16 protein-coding genes and 1 rRNA gene are annotated in these 20,427 nt (G+C 65.7%); 5 read left to right on the top strand and 12 right to left on the bottom strand.

What is annotated here, in order from left to right; all coding sequences use genetic code 11:
• Positions 1–41 precede the first annotated feature (41 nt).
• The gene (locus MBR110_RS01035) at positions 42–650 is read right to left on the bottom strand and encodes a YbhB/YbcL family Raf kinase inhibitor-like protein (protein WP_046425079.1); all 609 of its coding nucleotides are present in this window, start codon (positions 648–650) and stop codon (positions 42–44) included.
• A gap of 243 nt (positions 651–893) precedes the next feature.
• On the bottom strand, positions 894–1,580 hold the full coding sequence (locus MBR110_RS01030) for an orotate phosphoribosyltransferase (protein ID WP_006752465.1): 687 nt from the start codon (positions 1,578–1,580) through the stop codon (positions 894–896).
• A 457-nt stretch (positions 1,581–2,037) separates the two neighbouring features.
• Between MBR110_RS01030 and MBR110_RS01025 the strand changes: the two genes are divergently transcribed.
• Positions 2,038–4,308 (top strand): NADP-dependent malic enzyme, encoded by a 2,271-nt coding sequence (locus MBR110_RS01025; protein ID WP_011882982.1) that lies wholly within the window; start codon positions 2,038–2,040, stop codon positions 4,306–4,308.
• Between the two features lie 140 nt (positions 4,309–4,448).
• Here the strand turns inward: MBR110_RS01025 and MBR110_RS01020 are convergent, their stop codons facing one another.
• Entirely contained in the window at positions 4,449–8,039 is a 3,591-nt protein-coding gene (locus MBR110_RS01020; protein ID WP_034192914.1) for an indolepyruvate ferredoxin oxidoreductase family protein, read from the bottom strand.
• 319 nt (positions 8,040–8,358) lie between these two features.
• On the opposite strand from MBR110_RS01020, the gene MBR110_RS01015 reads away from it, so the two are divergent.
• Positions 8,359–8,547 (top strand): hypothetical protein, encoded by a 189-nt coding sequence (locus MBR110_RS01015; RefSeq protein ID WP_059462768.1) that lies wholly within the window; start codon positions 8,359–8,361, stop codon positions 8,545–8,547.
• A 112-nt stretch (positions 8,548–8,659) separates the two neighbouring features.
• On the opposite strand, the gene hppD is transcribed toward MBR110_RS01015, so the two are convergent.
• Positions 8,660–9,757, bottom strand: a complete 1,098-nt coding sequence (gene hppD / locus MBR110_RS01010; protein ID WP_041493933.1) for a 4-hydroxyphenylpyruvate dioxygenase — start codon at positions 9,755–9,757, stop codon at positions 8,660–8,662.
• Positions 9,758–9,970: 213 nt separating this feature from the next.
• Between hppD and MBR110_RS01005 the strand changes: the two genes are divergently transcribed.
• Positions 9,971–10,495, top strand: a complete 525-nt coding sequence (locus MBR110_RS01005) for an Lrp/AsnC family transcriptional regulator (RefSeq protein ID WP_011882986.1) — start codon at positions 9,971–9,973, stop codon at positions 10,493–10,495.
• Positions 10,496–10,562: 67 nt separating this feature from the next.
• On the opposite strand, the gene MBR110_RS01000 is transcribed toward MBR110_RS01005, so the two are convergent.
• From MBR110_RS01000 to paaA, 8 genes are all read right to left on the bottom strand, one after another.
• A complete protein-coding gene (locus MBR110_RS01000; protein WP_011882987.1) occupies positions 10,563–11,210 on the bottom strand; it encodes a GNAT family N-acetyltransferase in 648 nt (215 codons plus the stop codon).
• A gap of 234 nt (positions 11,211–11,444) precedes the next feature.
• Positions 11,445–12,050 (bottom strand): TetR/AcrR family transcriptional regulator, encoded by a 606-nt coding sequence (locus MBR110_RS00995; protein ID WP_011882988.1) that lies wholly within the window; start codon positions 12,048–12,050, stop codon positions 11,445–11,447.
• A gap of 41 nt (positions 12,051–12,091) precedes the next feature.
• Positions 12,092–12,907 (bottom strand): DUF1835 domain-containing protein, encoded by an 816-nt coding sequence (locus MBR110_RS00990; protein ID WP_059735435.1) that lies wholly within the window; start codon positions 12,905–12,907, stop codon positions 12,092–12,094.
• Between the two features lie 129 nt (positions 12,908–13,036).
• On the bottom strand, positions 13,037–14,125 hold the full coding sequence (gene paaE / locus MBR110_RS00985) for a 1,2-phenylacetyl-CoA epoxidase subunit PaaE (protein WP_011882990.1): 1,089 nt from the start codon (positions 14,123–14,125) through the stop codon (positions 13,037–13,039).
• A 2-nt stretch (positions 14,126–14,127) separates the two neighbouring features.
• On the bottom strand, positions 14,128–14,697 hold the full coding sequence (gene paaD, locus MBR110_RS00980; protein WP_034192910.1) for a 1,2-phenylacetyl-CoA epoxidase subunit PaaD: 570 nt from the start codon (positions 14,695–14,697) through the stop codon (positions 14,128–14,130).
• A gap of 34 nt (positions 14,698–14,731) precedes the next feature.
• On the bottom strand, positions 14,732–15,535 hold the full coding sequence (paaC, locus tag MBR110_RS00975) for a 1,2-phenylacetyl-CoA epoxidase subunit PaaC (protein ID WP_034192909.1): 804 nt from the start codon (positions 15,533–15,535) through the stop codon (positions 14,732–14,734).
• Between the two features lie 10 nt (positions 15,536–15,545).
• The gene (paaB, locus tag MBR110_RS00970; protein WP_006752453.1) at positions 15,546–15,830 is read right to left on the bottom strand and encodes a 1,2-phenylacetyl-CoA epoxidase subunit PaaB; all 285 of its coding nucleotides are present in this window, start codon (positions 15,828–15,830) and stop codon (positions 15,546–15,548) included.
• 35 nt (positions 15,831–15,865) lie between these two features.
• A complete protein-coding gene (gene paaA / locus MBR110_RS00965) occupies positions 15,866–16,864 on the bottom strand; it encodes a 1,2-phenylacetyl-CoA epoxidase subunit PaaA (RefSeq protein WP_011882993.1) in 999 nt (332 codons plus the stop codon).
• A 203-nt stretch (positions 16,865–17,067) separates the two neighbouring features.
• Between paaA and MBR110_RS00960 the strand changes: the two genes are divergently transcribed.
• Both MBR110_RS00960 and MBR110_RS00955 read left to right on the top strand, forming a co-directional pair.
• On the top strand, positions 17,068–18,330 hold the full coding sequence (locus MBR110_RS00960) for an SGNH/GDSL hydrolase family protein (protein ID WP_059735434.1): 1,263 nt from the start codon (positions 17,068–17,070) through the stop codon (positions 18,328–18,330).
• A 559-nt stretch (positions 18,331–18,889) separates the two neighbouring features.
• Positions 18,890–20,424, top strand: a 16S ribosomal RNA gene (locus tag MBR110_RS00955).
• The last annotated feature ends 3 nt before the right edge of the window (positions 20,425–20,427 follow it).

The raw sequence follows: 20,427 nt of genomic DNA, 5'->3' as shown, positions 1-20,427 counted from the left end.
GCACGTTCGCGCGCCGAAGCGATCGCGACGCCCGCCTGCGCTCATCGCCCGTAGGTGACGGTGAGCTGCGCGGTGCCGATCGTCAGCGTGCCGATTTCGTGCTCGAACATCGGCGCGGGGCGCCCTTGGGCCACGCGCAGGTCCGTGCCCTTGAGCGCGTACACGGTGATCACGTAGCGGTGCGGTTTGCCCGGCGGCGGGCACGGGCCGCCGTAGCCGTCGGTTCCGAAGTCGTTGCGCGCCTCGCTCGCGCCGATGCGCCGCAGGAAGCCCGACGCGCTCGCATTGGCCGGCAGGCTCGTGACGGTCGCGGGAAGGTCGGCGACGGCCCAGTGCCACCAGCCGTGCCCCGGCGCATCGGGATCGAAGATCGTCACCGCGTAGCCGCGCGTGCCGGGCGGCGGATTGCGCCAGCTGAGCTGCGGCGAGCGGTTTTCGCCGTTGCACTCGCCGCGGTCGAACAGCTGCGCGGCGCCGACGCGCCCACCGGGCGCGAGGTCGGTGCTCGTGACGGTGAACGGGCCTTCCGCGCGCGCGGGCGCGGTGGCGAACGTGGCCAACGCGGCGGTGGCGGCGCAGAGCAGGGTAGCGATGAACGGAGCCGTACGACCGGGTGGCGCAGGTGAGGTGATCCGGCGATCCACACGCATATGGCGCTGCTCCCGTCACGTGAGCCGGGCCGACGCTCCCGGCGTGATTGGCGTTGTAGGTGGTTGCGCGCGCAGCCGATGGCGGCGCTGGAGCAAGTCTAGCATTAGGGTTGGATGCGCGATGCATGCCGTGGCCCGCGGACCGGCGCGATGCTGATCTGGATCGACGGACGAAAAAAAACCGCCCACGAGGTCGCGGGCGGCCGTTTCAGCCTGGGCGCCGGCAGCGTGGCCGGGGTGGCGTCATTCCTTCGGGGCCGTGGCGCCGCCGTGCGCCGCCGACCACTCGGCCGGCGCGTGCAGGAATTTCTCGACTTCGTCGAGCGTCTTGGTCTCGAAGTAGCCCGACGCCTTCGCGACGCGCAGCACGTCCCACCAGGTCGCGAGCGCGTGCAGGTCGACGTCGATGTCCTTCAGGACCGACACGCTTTCCTTGAAGATGTTGTAGTGGAACAGCACGAAGCAGTGGTTCACCGTCGCGCCCGCGGTGCGCAGCGCGTTGACGAAGTTGATCTTGCTGCGGCTGTCGGTCGTCAGGTCTTCCACCAGCAGCACGCGCGAGCCTTCTTCCAGATGACCCTCGATCTGCGCGTTGCGGCCGAAGCCCTTCGGCTTCTTGCGCACGTACTGCATCGGCACCATCATGCGGTCGGCGAGCCATGCCGCGAACGGGATGCCGGCCGTCTCGCCGCCCGCCACCGAGTCGATCTGCTCGAAGCCGACGTCGCGCATGATCGTCGTTTCCGCCATTTCCATCAGCGCACGGCGCACGCGCGGATACGAAATCAGCTTGCGGCAGTCGATGTAGACGGGGCTTGCCCACCCGGACGTGAAGATGAACGGTTTTTCGGCGTTGAAGTGCACCGCCTGCACTTCCAGCAGGATTTTGGCGGTCGTATCCGAGATCGACTGACGATCGTAGCCTGTCATGGGCATTCCTTGGGTGATGAGCGAAGAGCGGGCGCGCGCCCGATGGCGCAGCAAGGGGAACCTGCCCGAAGGGCCGGGGCACGATCGGAACACCGATCGTTTCGCTGCGCGCGTAGCCCGCTATTTTACCCGATTCAGGCCGGTTTTCGGCGGAATTCGCGGGTTCGGGCGGGCGGCCGACGCCGCCGGATCAACCGGGGACCGATCGAACGTCCATCGACGGCGCATATGCGGCGGCGCACCAACACGGCGCATGCGCGGGTGTACACTAGTCGCCCCTTGGAAATCGTTCAGTACTTTGTACTTTCCCGTTGCCACCCGCCGAGGTTCGATGGCGCGCCGACCGGGCGTGCCGCGGGCCGTCTCGCAGTCGACTACCTCTTCGATTCACGCAGATGCGGCCGCTGGTGCTGTGTACTGAACCGTCAATATTTCGCATGTCTCTCGCAGGTCAATCATGGACGAACAACTGAAGCAGGCCGCTCTCGCTTATCACCTGAACCCGAAGCCCGGCAAGATTTCGGTCACGCCGACCAAGCCGCTGTCGAACCAGCTCGATCTGTCGCTCGCTTACTCGCCGGGCGTCGCCGCCGCGTGCGAGGCGATCCACGCCGATCCGCTCGACGCGCAGAAATACACGTCGCGCGGCAACCTGGTCGGCGTCGTGACGAACGGCACGGCCGTGCTCGGCCTCGGCAACATCGGCCCGCTGGCCGCCAAGCCGGTGATGGAGGGCAAGGGCTGCCTGTTCAAGAAGTTCGCGGGCATCGACGTGTTCGACATCGAACTGTCCGAATCGGACCCCGACAAGCTGGTCGAGGCGATCGCGATGCTCGAGCCGACGCTCGGCGGCATCAACCTCGAGGACATCAAGGCGCCCGAATGCTTCTACATCGAGCAGAAGCTGCGCGAGCGCATGAAGATTCCGGTCTTCCACGACGACCAGCACGGCACCGCGATCATCGCGTCGGCCGCGATCCTGAACGGCCTGAAGGTCGTCGGCAAGAAGCTCGCCGACGTGAAGCTCGTGTGCTCGGGCGCCGGCGCGGCCGCGATCGCGTGTCTGGACCTGCTCGTGAAGCTCGGCCTGACGAAGACGAACATCCTGGTGGCCGACTCGAAGGGCGTGATCTACGAAGGGCGCGGCAATCTCGATCCGTCGAAGCAGCGCTATGCGGCGACCACCGACGCGCGCACGCTCGCCGATGCGATCGTCGGCGCGGACGTGTTCCTCGGCTGCTCGAGCGCGGGCGTGCTGAAGCAGGACATGGTCAAGACGATGGGCGACCGGCCGCTGATCCTCGCACTGGCGAACCCGGAGCCGGAAATCCGCCCGGAAGACGCGAAGGCCGTGCGCCCGGACGCGATCGTCGCGACCGGCCGTTCGGACTATCCGAACCAGGTCAACAACGTGCTGTGCTTCCCGTTCATCTTCCGCGGCGCGCTGGACGTCGGCGCGACGACGATCACCGAGGAAATGAAGCTCGCATGCGTGCGCGCGATCGCCGAGCTGGCCGAGGAAACCGACCAGAGCGAGGAAGTCGCGAAGGCATATGAAGGCCACTCGCTCGAGTTCGGGCCGGAATACCTGATTCCGAAGCCGTTCGATCCGCGCCTGATCATCAAGATCGCGCCGGCCGTCGCGCAGGCCGCGATGGATTCGGGCGTCGCGACCCGTCCGATCGAGGACATGGACGCCTACCGCGAGCAACTCGGCACGACCGTCTACCGCACCGGCATGGTGATGCGTCCGGTGTTCGCGACCGCGAAGAAGAAGGAAGCGCGCATCGTGTTCGCCGAGGGCGAGGACGAGCGCGTGCTGCGTGCCGCGCAATTCGTGCTGCTCGAGAAGATCGCGAAGCCGGTCATCATCGGCCGGCCGTCGGTCGTCGAGATGCGCCTCGAGAAGATCGGCTCGAAGCTGAAGGCCGGCGTCGATTTCGAGATCGTGAATCCGGAAGACGATACGCGCTACCAGCGCTACTGGCAGGCGTACCACGAGATCGGCGCGCGCGACGGCGTGACGCCGGAAGTCGCGAAGGCGGCGCTGCGCAAGTTCAACACGCTGATCGGCGCGATGCTCGTGCATCTGGGCGACGCGGACGGGATGATCTGCGGGATGATCGACACGTTCCACACGCACCTGAAGTTCATCGAGCAGGTGCTGGGCCGTGCGAAGGGCGCCGAGCATTTCGCGGCGATGAACCTGCTGATGCTGCCGGGCCGCAACCTGTTCATGTGCGACACCTACGTGAACGAGCTGCCGAGCGCCGAGCAGCTCGCCGACATGACGATCCAGGCGGCCGGCGAGATCGAGCGCTTCGGCATCACGCCGAAGGCCGCACTGCTGTCGAACTCGAACTTCGGAAGCGCGCCGTCGGCGTCGTCGCGCCGGATGGCCGAAGCCCGCCGGCTGATCAACGAGCGTGCGCCGAACCTCGAGGTCGATGGCGAAATGCATGGCGATGCGGCGCTGTCCGAAGCGGTCCGGAAGGCTGCGTTCCCGGGCACCACGCTGTCGGGCGAAGCGAACCTGCTGATCATGCCGAACGTCGAAGCGGCGAACATCGCGTACAACCTGCTGAAGATGGTCGGCGGGGACGGCGTGACGGTCGGCCCGTTCCTGCTCGGCGCCGCGAAGCCGGTTCACATCCTGACGCCGGCTGCGACCGTGCGCCGGATCATCAACATGACCGCCGTGGCCGCCGCGAACGCGAACACGAAGTAAGGTCGCCGGCGCGCTTATGCGCGCCGCGCAATGGAAAAAGCCACGGAATGCAGGTTCCGTGGCTTTTTTCGCGCTTTTGCTGCGAACCGGCGCTATTGCAACGGCGGGCGGCGGGCGGCGCGACCGCCCGCCACCTGCCGTTACGCGACCTGCTGGTGCGACTGCCCGCCGGCCGGTGAGCGCCACTTCGCCAGCAGCGCATCCCACTTCTGGCGCACCGCGCGCAGGTTGTTCTCCTTCACGTGGCCGAACCCGCGGATGCCGTCCGGCAGCGCGGCCAGCTCGAGCGCGAGCGGGCGGTTGGCCGCGTTCAGCCGGCCCAGCACTTCGTCGATCAGCGCCTCGTACTCGCCGATCAGCGCGCGCTCGGTGCGGCGCTCCTCGGTGCGTCCGAACGGATCGAGGCCGGTGCCGCGCAGGAACTTCGCCTTCGCGAGCAGGCGGAACGCCGACAGCATCCACGGGCCGTACGCCTTCTTCACGAGATGGCCGTGCGCGTCCTTCTTCGCGAACAGCGGTGGCGCGAGGTGGAATTTCAGCTTCCAGTCGCCTTCGAACTGCGACGACAGACGCGCGACGAACGCCGGATCGGACTGCAGGCGCGCGACCTCGTATTCGTCCTTGTACGCCATCAGCTTGAACAGGTTGCGCGCGACTGCTTCGGTCAGCGGCTCCTGCGCGGCGTCGCCGTCGGCAAGCGCCCGTTCGGCCGCGCGCACCTTGTCGACGAAGGCCGCATAGCGCGCCGCATATGCGGCGTTCTGGTAAGCGGTGAGGAACTCCACGCGCTTCGCGATCAGCGCATCGACCGCCTTCTTCGTGTGCAGCGCGATCACGGTGGCGCGTTGCGCGGCGCCCGCGGCGCCGGCGGCCGCCTGCTTCACGCTCGCCAGGTCGTGCGCCGCGCGGCGGCCCCAGTCGAATGCGGCGCGGTTCTTCTCGACCGACACCGCGTTCAGCTCGATCGCCCGTTCGAGCGACGCGAGCGTGAGCGGCAGCCAGCCTTTCTGCCACGCGTAGCCGAGCACGAACGGGTTCGTGTAGATCGCATCGCCGAGCAGCGCGACCGCGAAGCGGTTGGCGTCGATGAAGTCGACGGCTTCGCCGGCCGCCGCGCGAATGTCGTTCTCGGCCGACAAGCCCGGGAACGTCCAGTTCGGGTTCTTGATGAACTCGGCGGTCGGCGTTTGCGCGCTGTTCACGACGACGCGCGTCGCATCGCGCCGCATCCGCGACGTGCATTCGTCGCCGGCCGTGACGATCGCGTCGCAGCCGATCACGAGGTCGGCCTCGCCCATCGCGATCCGCGTCGCATGGATGTCGGTCGGCGCATGCGAGATCTGCACATGGCTCATCACCGCGCCGCCCTTCTGCGCGAGGCCGGTGACGTCGAGCACGGTCACGCCCTTGTTCTCCAGGTGCGCGGCCATCCCGAGCAGTGCGCCGATCGTGACGACGCCGGTGCCGCCCACGCCGGTCACGAGCACGCCGTAGGCGCGGTCGATCGCCGGCAGCGCCGGCTCCGGGATCGGCGGCAGCGCGCCGCCGTCGACGGCCACCGCCTTCGGCTTCTTCAGCTGGCCGCCTTCGACCGTGACGAAGCTCGGGCAGAACCCCTTCACACAGGAGAAATCCTTGTTGCAGCTCGACTGATTGATCTGGCGCTTCGTGCCGAATTCCGTTTCGAGCGGCTCGACCGACAGGCAGTTCGACTTCACCGAGCAGTCGCCGCAGCCTTCGCATACCGCATCGTTGATCACGACGCGCTTCGCCGGGTCGGGATACGTGCCGCGCTTGCGGCGACGGCGCTTCTCGGTCGCGCAGGTCTGGTCGTAGATCAGGATCGTCGTGCCTGCGATCTCGCGCAACTCGCGCTGCACGTCGTCGAGCTGGTCGCGGTGATGGACCGTCACGCCGGGCGCGAGCAGCGCCTTCTGGCTGTCGTACTTTTCCGGCTCGTCGGTGACGATCACGATCCGCTTCGCGCCTTCGGACGCGAGCTGGTGCGTGATCTGCGGCACCGTCAGCACGCCGTCGACCGGCTGGCCGCCCGTCATCGCGACCGCGTCGTTGTAGAGGATCTTGTAGGTGATGTTCGCCTTCGACGAGATCGCCGCGCGCACCGCCAGCAGGCCCGAGTGGAAGTAGGTGCCGTCGCCGAGGTTCGCGAACACGTGCTTCTCGTCGGTAAACGGCGCCTGGCCGATCCACGGCACGCCTTCGCCGCCCATCTGGCTGAAGGTGCTCGTGTTGCGGTCCATCCAGACCGTCATGTAATGGCAGCCGATCCCGGCGATCGCGCGCGAGCCTTCCGGCACGTTGGTCGACGTGTTGTGCGGGCAGCCCGAGCAGAACCACGGCTTGCGTTCGGTCTGCACGTGCGGCTTCGCGAGCGCCATTTCCTTCGCGTTGATCACCGCGAGCCGCGCGGCGATGCGCGCGCGCACGTCGGACGGCAGCTCGAACTTGTCGAGGCGCGTCGCGATCGCCTTCGCGATGATCGCGGGCGACAGCTCGTAATGCGCGGGCAGCAGCCAGTTGCCCATCGGCACCGACCATTCGCCGCCGGCGCCGTCCTTTTCGTCGAACTTGCCGAACACGCGCGGGCGCTGCGCGTCGGGCCAGTTGTACAGCTCTTCCTTGATCGCGTATTCGAGGATCTGGCGCTTTTCCTCGACGACCAGGATTTCGTCGAGGCCGCGCGCGAACGCCTGCGCGCCCTGCGCTTCGAGCGGCCACACACAGCCGACCTTGTACAGGCGGATGCCGATCCGCGCGCAGGTGTCGTCGTCGAGGCCGAGGTCGGTCAGCGCCTGACGCACGTCGAGGTAGGCCTTGCCGGCCGTCATGATCCCGAAGCGGGCATTCGGCGAGTCGATCTCGATCCGATCGAGCTTGTTCGCGCGCACGTACGCGAGCGCCGCGTACCACTTGTAGTCGAGCAACCGCGCTTCCTGCACGAGCGGCGGGTCCGGCCAGCGGATGTTCAGGCCGCCTTCCGGCAGCACGAAGTCGGTCGGCAGCACGATGTCGGTGCGATGCGGGTCGATGTCGACCGATGCCGACGATTCGACGACGTCCGTCACGCACTTGAGCGCGACCCACAGCCCCGAGTAGCGGCTCATCGCCCAGCCGTGCAGGCCGAAGTCGAGATATTCCTGCACGTTGGACGGAAACAGCACCGGCAGCCCGCAGGCCTTGAAGATGTGTTCCGACTGATGCGCGAGCGTCGAGGATTTCGCGGCGTGATCGTCGCCGGCGAGCACGAGCACGCCGCCGTGCGCGGACGAGCCGGCCGAGTTCGCATGCTTGAACACGTCGCCGGTGCGGTCGACGCCCGGGCCTTTGCCGTACCACATGCCGAATACGCCGTCGTACTTCGCGCCGGGGTACAGGTTCACCTGCTGGGAGCCCCACACGGCGGTGGCGGCGAGATCTTCGTTCAGGCCGGGCTGGAACACGATCTGGTGCGCGGCGAGATGCTGCTTGGCCTTCCAGAGCGAGAGGTCGAGGCCGCCGAGCGGCGAGCCGCGGTAGCCGGAGATGAAGCCGGCCGTGTTCAGGCCGGCGGCGCGGTCGCGTTCCTGCTGTAGCATCGGCAGCCGGACGAGCGCCTGGATGCCGCTCATGTACGCGCGGCCGCGTTCGAGCGTGTATTTGTCGTCAAGCGTGACGGACTTCAGCGCGGCTTCAAGCGACGCGCGTTGGCCTGCGTCTAGCGGGGCATTCATTAACAGTCTCCTCCACCCAGTTTGGGATCACCAAAGCTTCGATTGCGTCGACGTCTTGTGAACGTGTCGGCAGTGGCCGGCATATTGGCCGGTTTTAAGTGATGGTAGCACTGGGATAAACCCGCCGCCCAGCGCCGGCCGTGCCGCCGCAAGGCAATGAAGTTGCACGCGGCATTGCGTTACATCATGTAAAAGCATGTAAAGCCGTCCCCATCTTCGTGCAAACGCCGTTAATCTTATCGGCCTGCCGGAGGTGCCCGGCCGCGTCGGTTTGCTCCGGTGCAACCGGGGAGGCGCCGGCAGTTTTAAAGGAGGTGCAATGAACACACGCCATATCCAGAGTTTCCTGATCGTGTCCGCGGCCTTTTTCGCGATGACCGGCCCGGTGCGCGCGCAAGGTGCGAGCGCACTGGCGAGCGTCGGCGCGCAGCTGCGCCACATCGCCCCGCAGGACGCCGATGCGCAGCCGGCCGCGGCGCGCGCCGCACGTAAGGCGAACGCGTGTTGATCCGCTCGCGCGGCCGTCCGGCCGCGCCGCTGGAGCAAGACGACAAAAGGGCGGGAATCGCAAGATTCCCGCCCTTTTTTCCTGTGCGGCCGCGGGGCAGGAGGCCGGTGCGTCAGGCTTTGTCCTGCACCACGCCGCGACGGATCTGATCGAGCTCGATCGATTCGAACAACGCCTTGAAGTTGCCTTCGCCGAAGCCCTGATTGCCCTTGCGCTGGATGATCTCGAAGAAGATCGGGCCGATCTGGTTCTCGGTGAAGATCTGCAGCAGCAGGTCGTCGCGCGCGCCGTCGATCAGGATCTTGCGCTTCTTCAGTTCGTCCAGCGATTCGCCGTGGTTCGGCACGCGACGATCGACCAGCTCGTAATACGTATCGATCGTGTCGAGCAGCTTCACGCCCTTGCCGCGCAGCCCGTCGACGGCGCCGTAGATGTCGTTCGTGCCGAGCGCGATGTGCTGGATCCCTTCGCCGTGGTACGCGTCCAGATATTCCTGGATCTGGCCGGCCGTGTCCGAGCCTTCCTCGTTGATCGGGATCCGGATCTTGCCGCACGGCGACGTCATCGCCTTCGACTTCACGCCGGTGACCTTGCCTTCGATGTCGAAGTAACGCACTTCGCGGAAGTTGAACAGGCGTTCGTAGAATTCCGCCCATTCCTGCATGCGGCCGCGATGCACGTTGTGCGTCAGGTGGTCGATATAAGTGAGGCCGTGGCCGACCGGGTTCGGGTTCGCGCCGGGAATCGGCTCGAAGTCGACGTCATAGATGCTGATGTCGCCGATCGCGCCCGGCTGCGCGCCGTTCTTGCCGCGCCAGCGGTCGACGAAATAGATCAGCGAATCGCCGATGCCCTTGATCGCCGGAATGTTCAGCTCCATCGGACCCGTCTTGTTGTCGAAGCCCCACGCGCCGAGTTCGAGCGCGTGCCGGTACGCTTTCGCGGCGTCCTGCACGCGGAACGCGATCGCGCAGATCGACGGGCCGTGCAGGCGCGCGAAGCGCTGCGCGAACGAATCCGGCTCGGCGTTGATGATGAAGTTGATGTCGCCCTGACGGTAGACCGTCACGTCCTTGTGGCGATGGCGCGCGATCGCGGTGAAACCCATCCGCTCGAACAACTGTCCGAGCGCTTTCGGATCCGGCGCCGTGTATTCGATGAATTCGAAGCCGTCGGTGCCGACGGGGTTGTCCCAGTTGGGAATCTGCATGCCTTGTCTCCTGTCTGCTTGGCGATCGGCCGGGCGATGCGGGGCGCCGGCCCGGTTCACGTCGAACGCGGCGCGCGCGGCGGGCGCGCACAACGCGATCGATACCTGCGACAGAGTGTAGCGGGCAGCCACGAGCGAAAACTTGCGAACTTAATCGCAGGTGCCTACGATGGCGCAATTTCCAGCCTCAATATCACGAACGGAGGGCAGAAAATGGCGCTCGTCGAATTGGACGCCATCGATCGGCGGATTCTCGCGATCCTTCAGGAAAACGGCCGCCTGTCGAATCAGGAGCTCGCCGAGCGCGTGAACCTGTCGCCGAGCCCGTGCCTGCGGCGAATCCGGCGGCTCGAGGAGATCGGGGTGATCACCGGCTACGTCGCGCTGCTCGACCCGCAGAAGCTCGGGCTCGACCTGCTCGCGTACGTCAGCGTGCGGCTCGAGAAGCGCGGCGGCCTGGCGCCGGCCCGCGGCGACGAGACGTCGGCGCGCGCGGGCGCGACCCACGCGGAGCTGTTCCGCGCGGCGGTGCAGACCTGGCCGGAAGTGGTGGCGTGCCATGCGATGACCGGTGACATGGATTACCTGCTGCGTGTGCAGGTCGAGGACATGGCGCATTTCTCCCGCTTCGTGCAGGAGCATCTGCTGCACCATCCGTCGGTGATCGACGTGAAGACGAGCTTCTCGCTCGAATGCTTCAAGGAGACGACCGCGTTGCCGATCCGGTCGGTGCGCTAGCGCGCGGAGGAAGTGGGGAAGTGTGCCGGCCGCGCAGCCCCGCAGGGCGGCGCGACCGGCCAATGCGTTACGCCGTCAGCGCGGCGGGCATCATCGATTCGATGAACTTCGACGTGCGGTGCGCCTGGCGCTTCAGCGCATAGTCGAACACCGCGGCCTGCTCCTGCAGCATCTCGGCGAGGATCGTCGAGTGGTCGGCCGGCGGCAGCGACAGATATGCATCGGCTTCGCCGTAGGCATATTCGATCCGCATCCCCGATTTCTTCGCGATGTGCATCATCGTCGCGTTGCGCGACAGGCAATGCATGTACAGCATCGTCACGTGGGTATTGCGGCTGCGGATCGCCGCGCGCTCGAACAGCTTCGAGCCGACGCCGCAACCCCGCGCGCGTTCCAGCACCGACACGCCGAATTCGGCCGTGCGCTTGTCGCCGTCGGCCGGCAGGTACGCCAGATGGCCGACGCCGATCAGTTCGAGCGCGTGGTCGAACACGCCGAATACGGTATCGCGACCGAAATCGATCGTACGGACATAGTTCTCGATCACGTGGTCGGGCACCATCTGGCCGAAGCGCAGCAGGCGGTCCTCTTCGTCGAGCGAGAGAAAGTGAGTGAGCATGCGCTCACGGTCTTTGGAAGCCAGTTCCCTGACGAGAACCGGCGCAGTCCCGGCGTTGCCGACAGCATCGGCACGGCGGTCGGATTGCGTGTTCATCGTGGGTTCCTCAGTGTGTAGCTGCACAAGCGACTTGTGCGACGCAGCAGCATTCTACCTGAGTGGGTTGGGGAAAACCCGTATTTCGCCGTGTTCGTGCCGAGGGGGAATTCTAAATCCGCTTAGCTAACCGCGTATCTATTTGATTTTTAAAGGATTGAAAATTCATCATATGAAACGCGCGGCCGCCTGTCGCAGTGTGACGGCCGCGCAACGCATGCTGCTGCGCGGCAATCATGCCGTGCCGGACAGCCCGCGCTCCATCAGGTCGATCACCTGTTCGGCGAAGTCGCGGTAGCCCAGGCGGCCGCCGGGCTTCAGCCACGTGAAGGTCCAGTTGATCATCCCGAACACCATCATCGTGACCGACGTCTGGTTTTCCTTCGAGATCCGGTCGGGATACGCGCGTGCGAGCTGGCGCGCGAACGCCGCGACGATATCGCGCTGGCGATCGAGCACGATTTCGCGCTGTGCGTCCTCCAGATACTTGACGTCGTTGAGCAGCGCCACGTGGCGGCTGTGCGACGTCTCATACTCGGCGAGGAACGCGCGCACGAGCTCGGCGAACGCGTCGCGCTCGCTGAGCCCGCGCCGCTGGCTCGCGCCTTCGACCTCGGCGATGATCAGCATCAGCCGCTTCGTGTAGCGGTCGAGCAGGTCGAACAGGATCGCTTCCTTGCTCTCGTAGTAGTGATAGAGGCGGGCCTTCGACGTGCCGCTCGCGGTCGCCAGATCGGACATCGACGTGCTCGGATAGCTCGTCTGCGCAAATTTCTCGGCGGCGAGATCGAGGATCTGCTCGCGCTGGGATTCGTGGTCGGGCGCTCGGGTACGGGCCATGGTGGAATGCGAAAGGGGACGAAAGAGGGAGATGCAGGACGTTAGCGGGCGGCGGCTGCCGCGCGCACCTGCGTGGAAGAGAGGGCGGCCGGCGCGTCGTCCTGCAGCTCGAGGCGGCCCGCTGCCGCCAGTTCGCGGCAGCGCCACCACGCGATCGAATCGCTGACGAACAGCCCGCCGCGGTCGGCGCCGGCCATGACGCTGCCGACGAGCCGCCGCGCGGGTTGCCAGCCGGCTTCGGCATGCGCGAGGATCAGCGCGTCGAGGTCGGTGTAGTGCCCGCTCTTGATCGTGTTGCTGACCCAGTAGCGCAATTCCGCGTTCAGGTGCTTCGCCTCCTGCCATTCGAGCGCGAGCCGGCCGATGCGCAGCACCGAGATCGGCGCGGCCACCGGGCGTTTGCGGGCGAACGCCGCCGGCGGGAACATCCCGGTCGCGCACGCCTGATCGGTGCGCGTCAGCGCCGCGCGGGCCGGTGCATCGAGATCGGCCGGTGACATCCGCACTTCGTTCAGCCGCTGCGGCACGTTGCGCAGATGATAGGCGACGCGGCGCAGCAGCAGCTTGTCACCGACGCTCGGTGCATGCCAGACGACCACCTGGCCGGTGTCCGCCGCGAGCGCGTCGAGCCGGGCCAGCTCGCCTTCGATCTGCGCGTGCCAGTCGGGAATCTGGTCGCCGAGCACGTGCTGCCAGAACGCGGCGCGCGTGTCCGGCGTCTCGTCGACGCCCTGCAAGGGGCCGACCGCGAGATCGTTGAGCAATCCGACGACGTGCTCGTCGCGTCCCGCTTGCGCGAGCGCGTCGCGCAGCGACTCGGCGGCGCTTCCGCCTTGAATCACGTGAATGGTACTCATCGGCCTGTGGTCAACAAAAGAAAACCGCCGGCCGGCCGGACGTTGCGACGTCCGACCGGCCGGCGGCCCCTAGTGTAAGCGAGATGTGTGACGGCGAGAAACCGGCGCGGCGCGCCGGTGCGACGCCGCTCAACGCTCGTCGAAACTCACGACGACCTTGTCGCTGACCGGATGACACTGGCACGTCAGCACGAAGCCGTCCTTCACTTCGCGCTCGTCGAGCGTGTAGTTCTTGTCCATCCGCACCTCGCCTTCGACCACCTTCGCGCGGCACGTGCAGCACACGCCGCCCTTGCACGCGTACGGCAGCGCGAGGCCCGCGCGCAGCCCCACGTCGAGAAGGCTCACGCCTTCGTACGGCAAGCGCAGCTTGCGCTTCTTGCCGTCGAGGACGATTTCGAGGTCCGCGGCCGGCGTCTGCTCGGTGATCTCGACGACCGGCGCGCCGGCTTGCGGCAGCGGCGTGCCGAAGCGCTCGACGTGCACCTTCTCCGGCGACACGCCGGCGGCCTTCAGCGCGGCCTCGGCCGCATCCATCATCGGTGCGGGGCCGCAGATGAACGCTTCGTCGATCGCGTCGGCCGGCATCAGCGTCGCGAGGAATTGCGCGCATTTCGCCTGGTCGAGCACGCCGTTGAACAGCTCGACGTCCTGCTGATCGTCCGACAACACGTGATACAGCACGAAGCGGTTCATGAAGCGGTTCTTCAGGTCCTCCAGCTCTTCCGCGAACATGATCGCGTCGACGCTGCGGTTGCCGTAGATCAGCGTGAACGTGCTGCGCGGCTCGAGCTCGAGCGTGGTCTTCACGATGGCCAGCACCGGCGTGATGCCAGAGCCGCCCGAGAACGCGACGTACTGCTTGCCGTGGTCGGCGTTCAGGTGCGTGAAGAAGCGGCCGTCCGGCGTCATCACGTCGATCGTGTGGCCCGGCTTCAGCGTGTCGAACGCGAAGTTCGAGAAGCGGCCGCCGCGCACTCGCTTGATGCCGATGCGCAGTTCGCCGTCGCGGTCGTAGTCGGTCGTGCCGACGCAGATCGAATACGAACGGCGCGTTTCCTCGCCGTCGATGTGCGTCTTCAGCGTGACGAACTGGCCCTGCGTGAAGCGGTACGCGTCGCGCAGCTCGGGCGGCACGTCGAACGAGACGGTGACGGCGTCGGCGGTTTCGGGGCGCACGTCGCGGATACGCAGCGGGTGGAATTGCGGGGTCGCCATGATCAGTAAGGTTTGAAGTAGTCGAAGGGTTCGCGGCAGTCGACGCAGCGATACAGCGCCTTGCAGGCCGTGGACGCAAATTGCGCGAGTCGTTCGGTGCGCGTGGAGCCGCAGCGCGGGCACACGGGCGCGGCGACGGGACGCGGCACGAAGCGCACGACCTGCTCGCGCGGCGCGGCGCTGCCGCACTGGCCGACGGGCGGCGCGATGCCGTACGCGCGCAGCTTGTCGCGCGCTTCCTGCGTGATCCAGTCGGTCGTCCAGGCGGGCGCGAGCACCGTCTCGATCCGGTGCGGCGGCAGGCCGGCCGCCTGCAGCGCGGCCGCGATGTCCTCGGCGATTTGCGACATCGCCGGGCAGCCCGAGTAGGTCGGCGTGATCACGACCTCGAGCAGGCCATCGTGCGCGCGGCGGACGTCGCGCAGGATGCCGAGCTCGCGAATCGATACGACCGGGATTTCGGGATCGGGCACGGCCTCGAGCACGTCCCACGCGCGTGCGAGCAACGGATCGTCGCGCTGCGCGGCGGGCGCGGCGTCGGCATGGGCGGGGGCGGCAGTCTGGGCGGACATCGTCGGGCTCCGTTCGGTGGGTCGCGGCGGCCGCTTACCAGCTCGCGCCGGGATGCTGGCGCGCGAGGCTCTGCATTTCGGCGAGCAGGTAGCCCATGTGCTCCGAGTGCTCGCCGTGCTTGCCGGTCGTCACGTGCTGCACGGGCGCGGGCGGCACGAGCGTCGCTTCGGCGAGCGCATCGTCCACGTCCGCGCGCCACGCGGTCTCGAGCGCGGCCGCGGCCGGGCCGAGGCCCTGGGCGACGGCGGCGGCGTCGATTGCGTCCGCGACGAAGAACTCGCGCGTGTACGGCAGCAGATAGTCGAGCGCGGCCTGGGCGCGGCGATGCGATTCGTCGGTGCCGTCGCCGAGGCGCACCAGCCATTCGCGCGCGTGCTGCACGTGATAGCGCGTCTCCTTCACCGATTTCGCGGCGATCGCCGCGAGTTGCGCGTCCGTCGAGGTTTCGAGCGCGGTCCACACGTGCAGCATCAGCGTCGTGTAGAGGAAGTTGCGCACGATCGTCACCGCGTAGTCCTTGTCGGCGTGCGCGGTGCCGGCGAGCGGGCCGTAGTGCGGCAGCTCGACGAGCGTGAAGTTCGCGAACTCGCGTTCGGTGCGGAAGTACGCGTAATCGTCCTCCGTCTTCGCCGCGCCGTTGAGCTGGCGCTCGAGCTCGGCTGCGTGCGTGTACAGCATGCGGGCCTGGCCGATCAGGTCGAGACTCATGTTGGTGAGCGCGATGTCTTCCTCGAGGATCGGGCCGTGGCCGCACCATTCGGCGTTGCGCTGACCGAGGATCAGCGCATTGTCCGCGAGGCGCAGCACGTAGGAGAGGTGTTCGGGCGTGATCGTCATGGCGCGGGCGTTACATGTGGTTGACTTCGTCGGGCAGCGTGTAGAACGTCGGATGGCGGTAGATCTTGTCGCCCGCCGGTTCGAACAGCTCGGCCTTTTCGGCCGGATCCGACGCGGTGATCGCCGACGACGGCACCACCCAGATGCTTACGCCTTCCTGGCGGCGCGTGTAGACGTCGCGCGCCATGCGCAGCGCCATCGACGCGTCTGCCGCGTGCAGGCTGCCGCAATGCTTGTGGTCGAGCCCCTGCTTGCTGCGCACGAACACTTCCCAGATCGGCCATTCCTTGTTCATCACTCTCTCCTGATTCCTGTATTCGATGGTGCCGCTCAGGCGGCGTGCTGTTCGGCGCGGGCGCGGCGCTTCGCTTCGTGCGCGAGCGCGGCTTCGCGCACCCATGCGCCGTCCGCGTGCGCCTTCACGCGGGTCGCGAGGCGTTCCTTGTTGCACGGGCCGTCGCCGTTGACGACGCGCCAGAATTCGTCCCAGTCGATCGCGCCGTAGTCGTAGTGGCCGCGCGCGTCGTTCCACTTGAGGTCGGGGTCGGGCAGCGTGACGCCGAGCACCTTGGCCTGCTCGACGGTCGCGTCGACGAACTTCTGCCGCAGGTCGTCGTTCGAGATCCGCTTGATGCCCCACTTCGCGGACTGGTTGCTGTGGACCGAATCGGCATCGCTCGGGCCGAACATCATCAGCACCGGCCACCACCAGCGGTCCACCGCCTGCTGAACCATCGCGCGCTGCGCGTCGGTGCCCTTCATCATCGACAGCAGGGCATCGAAGCCCTGCCGCTGATGGAACGATTCCTCCTTGCACACGCGGATCATGGCGCGCGCATACGGGCCGTAGGTGCAGCGGCACAGCGGAATCTGGTTCATGATCGCGGCGCCGTCGACGAGCCAACCGATCACGCCGACGTCGGCCCAGGTCGGCGTCGGGTAGTTGAAGATGCTCGAATATTTCGCCTTGCCGGCGTGCAGCGCGTCGATCAGCGATTCGCGCGACACGCCGAGCGTTTCGACCGCGCTATATAGATAAAGGCCGTGGCCGGCTTCGTCCTGTACTTTCGCGAGCAGGATCGCCTTGCGCTTCAGGCTCGGCGCGCGCGAGATCCAGTTGCCTTCCGGCAGCATGCCGACGACTTCCGAGTGCGCATGCTGCGAGATTTGCCGGATCAGCGTCTTGCGATAGGCGTCGGGCATCCAGTCCTGCGGTTCGACCTTGCCGTCCGCGGCCATGACCGCGTCGAACCGCGCTTGCTCGGGTGACTCGGCTGCGGCGTCGAGCGGCGCGACGTTGCCGGGGATGTCGAGGGATTGCGTGTACATGGCGGAGATTCTCGTCCGGTTGATTGTGCGCAAAGTATAAACCAACCGACCGGTCGGTTAATATATTTTGCATGGATTCACGGCGAGATGCGGGTAAACGACAGGTGTCGCGGCGAGAGGGGATTGCGTCCGATTTATGGTGCGCTGCGTGACGGGAGCCGGTTCTGCGGCACAATTCCCGCTTTCCGAAGAGGATTTCGCCGATGTCATTTCGAAGTGGTTTCGTCGCGGCGCTGGTGGGCGCGTCCGTATTCCTGTCGCCGGTTGCGGCGTCCGCCGCACCGGGCGGATGGGTTGCCGCGTGGGCGACCGCGTTGCAGCCGATCCCCGACCTCGCTGCGCCGCCGCCGCTCTACCGCGCGCCGGACGTGGCCGGTCGTACGGTCCGGCAGATCGTCTACCCGACGGTATCGGGGCGGGCCGCGCGAATCCGCGTGAGTAACACGTACGGGCATGCGCCGCTCCAGATCGACGCGGCGAGCCTGGCGCCGGCGGGCGCCGGTGCGGCGCTTGCGGGTGGTGCAGCCGCGGTGCGCTTCGGCGGACGGGCGGCGGTGACGCTCGCGCCGGGCCAGGAACTCGAAAGCGATCCGGTGACTATCGACGTGACGTCCGGGCGACCGTATGCGATCAGTTTGCAGATGGGCGCGCGCCAGCGGATGACGGTGTGGCACCGGGTGTCGAACCAGGTCAACTACGTGTCGTCGCCCGGCGACCACGTGACCGACGCCGACGCTCGCGTGTTCCGGACCCGCTTCACGCAGTATGCGTGGGTGACGGAACTGGCCGTCGAGGACGGCTCCGCACGGGCCAGCGTCGCGGCGATCGGCGATTCGATTACCGACGGGCTGCGCTCGAGCCTGAACCGCAACCACCGCTGGCCGGATGGGCTCGCGCGCAGGCTGGCGGCCGCGGGCTCGGATTCGGTCGGCGTCGTGAATCTCGGCATCAGCGGCAACCGGTTGCTGAGCGATTCCGCGTGCTACGGCACGTCGCTGGCGGCGCGGTACGAGCGCGATGCGCTGTCGCGCTCGGGCGTGAAGGCAGCGATCGTGCTGATCGGCATCAACGACATCAACTTCGCGGCGATGCCGGCGCGTGCGGGGCTCGACTGCGACAGCCCGCACACGCAGGTTACGGCCGCGTCGTTGATCGACGGATATCGGCGGTTGATCGACGCCGCGCATCGCCGGGGCGTGAAGGTTTTCGGCGCGACGCTGACGCCGGCCGCGCTGCCGGCCGCGCGCGAGGCGACCCGGCTGGAGGTGAACCGGTGGATCCGCAGCGGCGGCGGGTTCGACGGCGTGGTGGACTTCGATGCGGCGCTGCGCGACCCGGCGCGCCCGAGCGTGCTGCAGCGCCGCTATGACAGCGGCGACGGGATTCATCCGAGCGACGCCGGCTACACGGCGATGGCCGACGCCGTGCCGTTGGAGCAACTGCGGGTGGCGGTGCGCGGTAACTGAGTTGCCTGCACTTACTCTATCTATATATAGAGAACGACGCGGCGCGGAGGTATTGCCGGTTTAGCCTGAGCCCCGCACGCGGCAGCGTGCGAGGCTTTTTCAAAATATTTTCACAAAAGGGGTTGCATTGCGAGGGGCGGATGCATAGAATCACGCCTCTTTCGCGCTACCGGAAACGCGGCGCGGGAGAAGAAGGGAAGCGGTGCGGTTGGGGCGGTTGTAACGACCCGAACGCACACGAAGCTGAACCCCTCACCGTCACAACGAAGCAGTTCAAAAAGTTGTTGACGAGTGAAGAAAGACGGTTCATAATCTCGCTTCTCTGCTGCTGAAAACGCAGCGCTGCTGAGGAACACGAAGTTCCTCGCAGAAATGCTCTTTAAAAATTAACAGCCGATAAGTGTGGGCGCTTGATGGAAGCGGGCTGATCTTCGGATCAGAAAGCGAAAGTATCAAGAGTCTCACACTAAAGTAAGTCAGGTTTATGAAGAGATTCATATACCTGTCAGCTTTGAGTGAGCGACCGGTTCTTAACGGAACCGAAAACAGTAACAGGTTTAAACTGAAGAGTTTGATCCTGGCTCAGATTGAACGCTGGCGGCATGCCTTACACATGCAAGTCGAACGGCAGCACGGGTGCTTGCGCCTGGTGGCGAGTGGCGAACGGGTGAGTAATACATCGGAACATGTCCTGTAGTGGGGGATAGCCCGGCGAAAGCCGGATTAATACCGCATACGATCTATGGATGAAAGCGGGGGACCTTCGGGCCTCGCGCTATAGGGTTGGCCGATGGCTGATTAGCTAGTTGGTGGGGTAAAGGCCTACCAAGGCGACGATCAGTAGCTGGTCTGAGAGGACGACCAGCCACACTGGGACTGAGACACGGCCCAGACTCCTACGGGAGGCAGCAGTGGGGAATTTTGGACAATGGGCGAAAGCCTGATCCAGCAATGCCGCGTGTGTGAAGAAGGCCTTCGGGTTGTAAAGCACTTTTGTCCGGAAAGAAATCCTTGGCTCTAATACAGTCGGGGGATGACGGTACCGGAAGAATAAGCACCGGCTAACTACGTGCCAGCAGCCGCGGTAATACGTAGGGTGCAAGCGTTAATCGGAATTACTGGGCGTAAAGCGTGCGCAGGCGGTTTGCTAAGACCGATGTGAAATCCCCGGCTCAACCTGGGAACTGCATTGGTGACTGGCAGGCTAGAGTATGGCAGAGGGGGGTAGAATTCCACGTGTAGCAGTGAAATGCGTAGAGATGTGGAGGAATACCGATGGCGAAGGCAGCCCCCTGGGCCAATACTGACGCTCATGCACGAAAGCGTGGGGAGCAAACAGGATTAGATACCCTGGTAGTCCACGCCCTAAACGATGTCAACTAGTTGTTGGGGATTCATTTCCTTAGTAACGTAGCTAACGCGTGAAGTTGACCGCCTGGGGAGTACGGTCGCAAGATTAAAACTCAAAGGAATTGACGGGGACCCGCACAAGCGGTGGATGATGTGGATTAATTCGATGCAACGCGAAAAACCTTACCTACCCTTGACATGGTCGGAATCCTGAAGAGATTCGGGAGTGCTCGAAAGAGAACCGGCGCACAGGTGCTGCATGGCTGTCGTCAGCTCGTGTCGTGAGATGTTGGGTTAAGTCCCGCAACGAGCGCAACCCTTGTCCTTAGTTGCTACGCAAGAGCACTCTAAGGAGACTGCCGGTGACAAACCGGAGGAAGGTGGGGATGACGTCAAGTCCTCCTCATGGCCCTTATGGGTAGGGCTTCACACGTCATACAATGGTCGGAACAGAGGGTTGCCAACCCGCGAGGGGGAGCTAATCCCAGAAAACCGATCGTAGTCCGGATTGCACTCTGCAACTCGAGTGCATGAAGCTGGAATCGCTAGTAATCGCGGATCAGCATGCCGCGGTGAATACGTTCCCGGGTCTTGTACACACCGCCCGTCACACCATGGGAGTGGGTTTTACCAGAAGTGGCTAGTCTAACCGCAAGGAGGACGGTCACCACGGTAGGATTCATGACTGGGGTGAAGTCGTAACAAGGTAGCCGTATCGGAAGGTGCGGCTGGATCACCTCCTTTCCA

Origin of the sequence: Burkholderia sp. MBR-1 (assembly GCF_013822785.1) — a bacterium.
Lineage (GTDB): Bacteria > Pseudomonadota > Gammaproteobacteria > Burkholderiales > Burkholderiaceae > Burkholderia > Burkholderia vietnamiensis.
Note: the sequence above shows the minus strand (reverse complement) of the source record. Positions and strands in the feature narration are given on the sequence as shown.

Coding starts and splice junctions, on each gene's coding strand:
- paaC (WP_034192909.1), bottom strand. CDS start 15,535: ATGACGATCACGCCCGAACACCTCTCCTACGTGCTGCGCCTCGCGGAC.
- MBR110_RS01025 (WP_011882982.1), top strand. CDS start 2,038: ATGGACGAACAACTGAAGCAGGCCGCTCTCGCTTATCACCTGAACCCG.
- MBR110_RS01000 (WP_011882987.1), bottom strand. CDS start 11,210: ATGAACACGCAATCCGACCGCCGTGCCGATGCTGTCGGCAACGCCGGG.
- MBR110_RS01005 (WP_011882986.1), top strand. CDS start 9,971: ATGGCGCTCGTCGAATTGGACGCCATCGATCGGCGGATTCTCGCGATC.
- hppD (WP_041493933.1), bottom strand. CDS start 9,757: ATGCAGATTCCCAACTGGGACAACCCCGTCGGCACCGACGGCTTCGAA.
- paaA (WP_011882993.1), bottom strand. CDS start 16,864: ATGTACACGCAATCCCTCGACATCCCCGGCAACGTCGCGCCGCTCGAC.
- paaD (WP_034192910.1), bottom strand. CDS start 14,697: ATGTCCGCCCAGACTGCCGCCCCCGCCCATGCCGACGCCGCGCCCGCC.
- MBR110_RS01035 (WP_046425079.1), bottom strand. CDS start 650: ATGCGTGTGGATCGCCGGATCACCTCACCTGCGCCACCCGGTCGTACG.
- MBR110_RS00960 (WP_059735434.1), top strand. CDS start 17,068: ATGTCATTTCGAAGTGGTTTCGTCGCGGCGCTGGTGGGCGCGTCCGTA.
- MBR110_RS01015 (WP_059462768.1), top strand. CDS start 8,359: ATGAACACACGCCATATCCAGAGTTTCCTGATCGTGTCCGCGGCCTTT.
- MBR110_RS01020 (WP_034192914.1), bottom strand. CDS start 8,039: ATGAATGCCCCGCTAGACGCAGGCCAACGCGCGTCGCTTGAAGCCGCG.
- paaB (WP_006752453.1), bottom strand. CDS start 15,830: ATGAACAAGGAATGGCCGATCTGGGAAGTGTTCGTGCGCAGCAAGCAG.
- MBR110_RS00995 (WP_011882988.1), bottom strand. CDS start 12,050: ATGGCCCGTACCCGAGCGCCCGACCACGAATCCCAGCGCGAGCAGATC.
- MBR110_RS01030 (WP_006752465.1), bottom strand. CDS start 1,580: ATGACAGGCTACGATCGTCAGTCGATCTCGGATACGACCGCCAAAATC.
- paaE (WP_011882990.1), bottom strand. CDS start 14,125: ATGGCGACCCCGCAATTCCACCCGCTGCGTATCCGCGACGTGCGCCCC.
- MBR110_RS00990 (WP_059735435.1), bottom strand. CDS start 12,907: ATGAGTACCATTCACGTGATTCAAGGCGGAAGCGCCGCCGAGTCGCTG.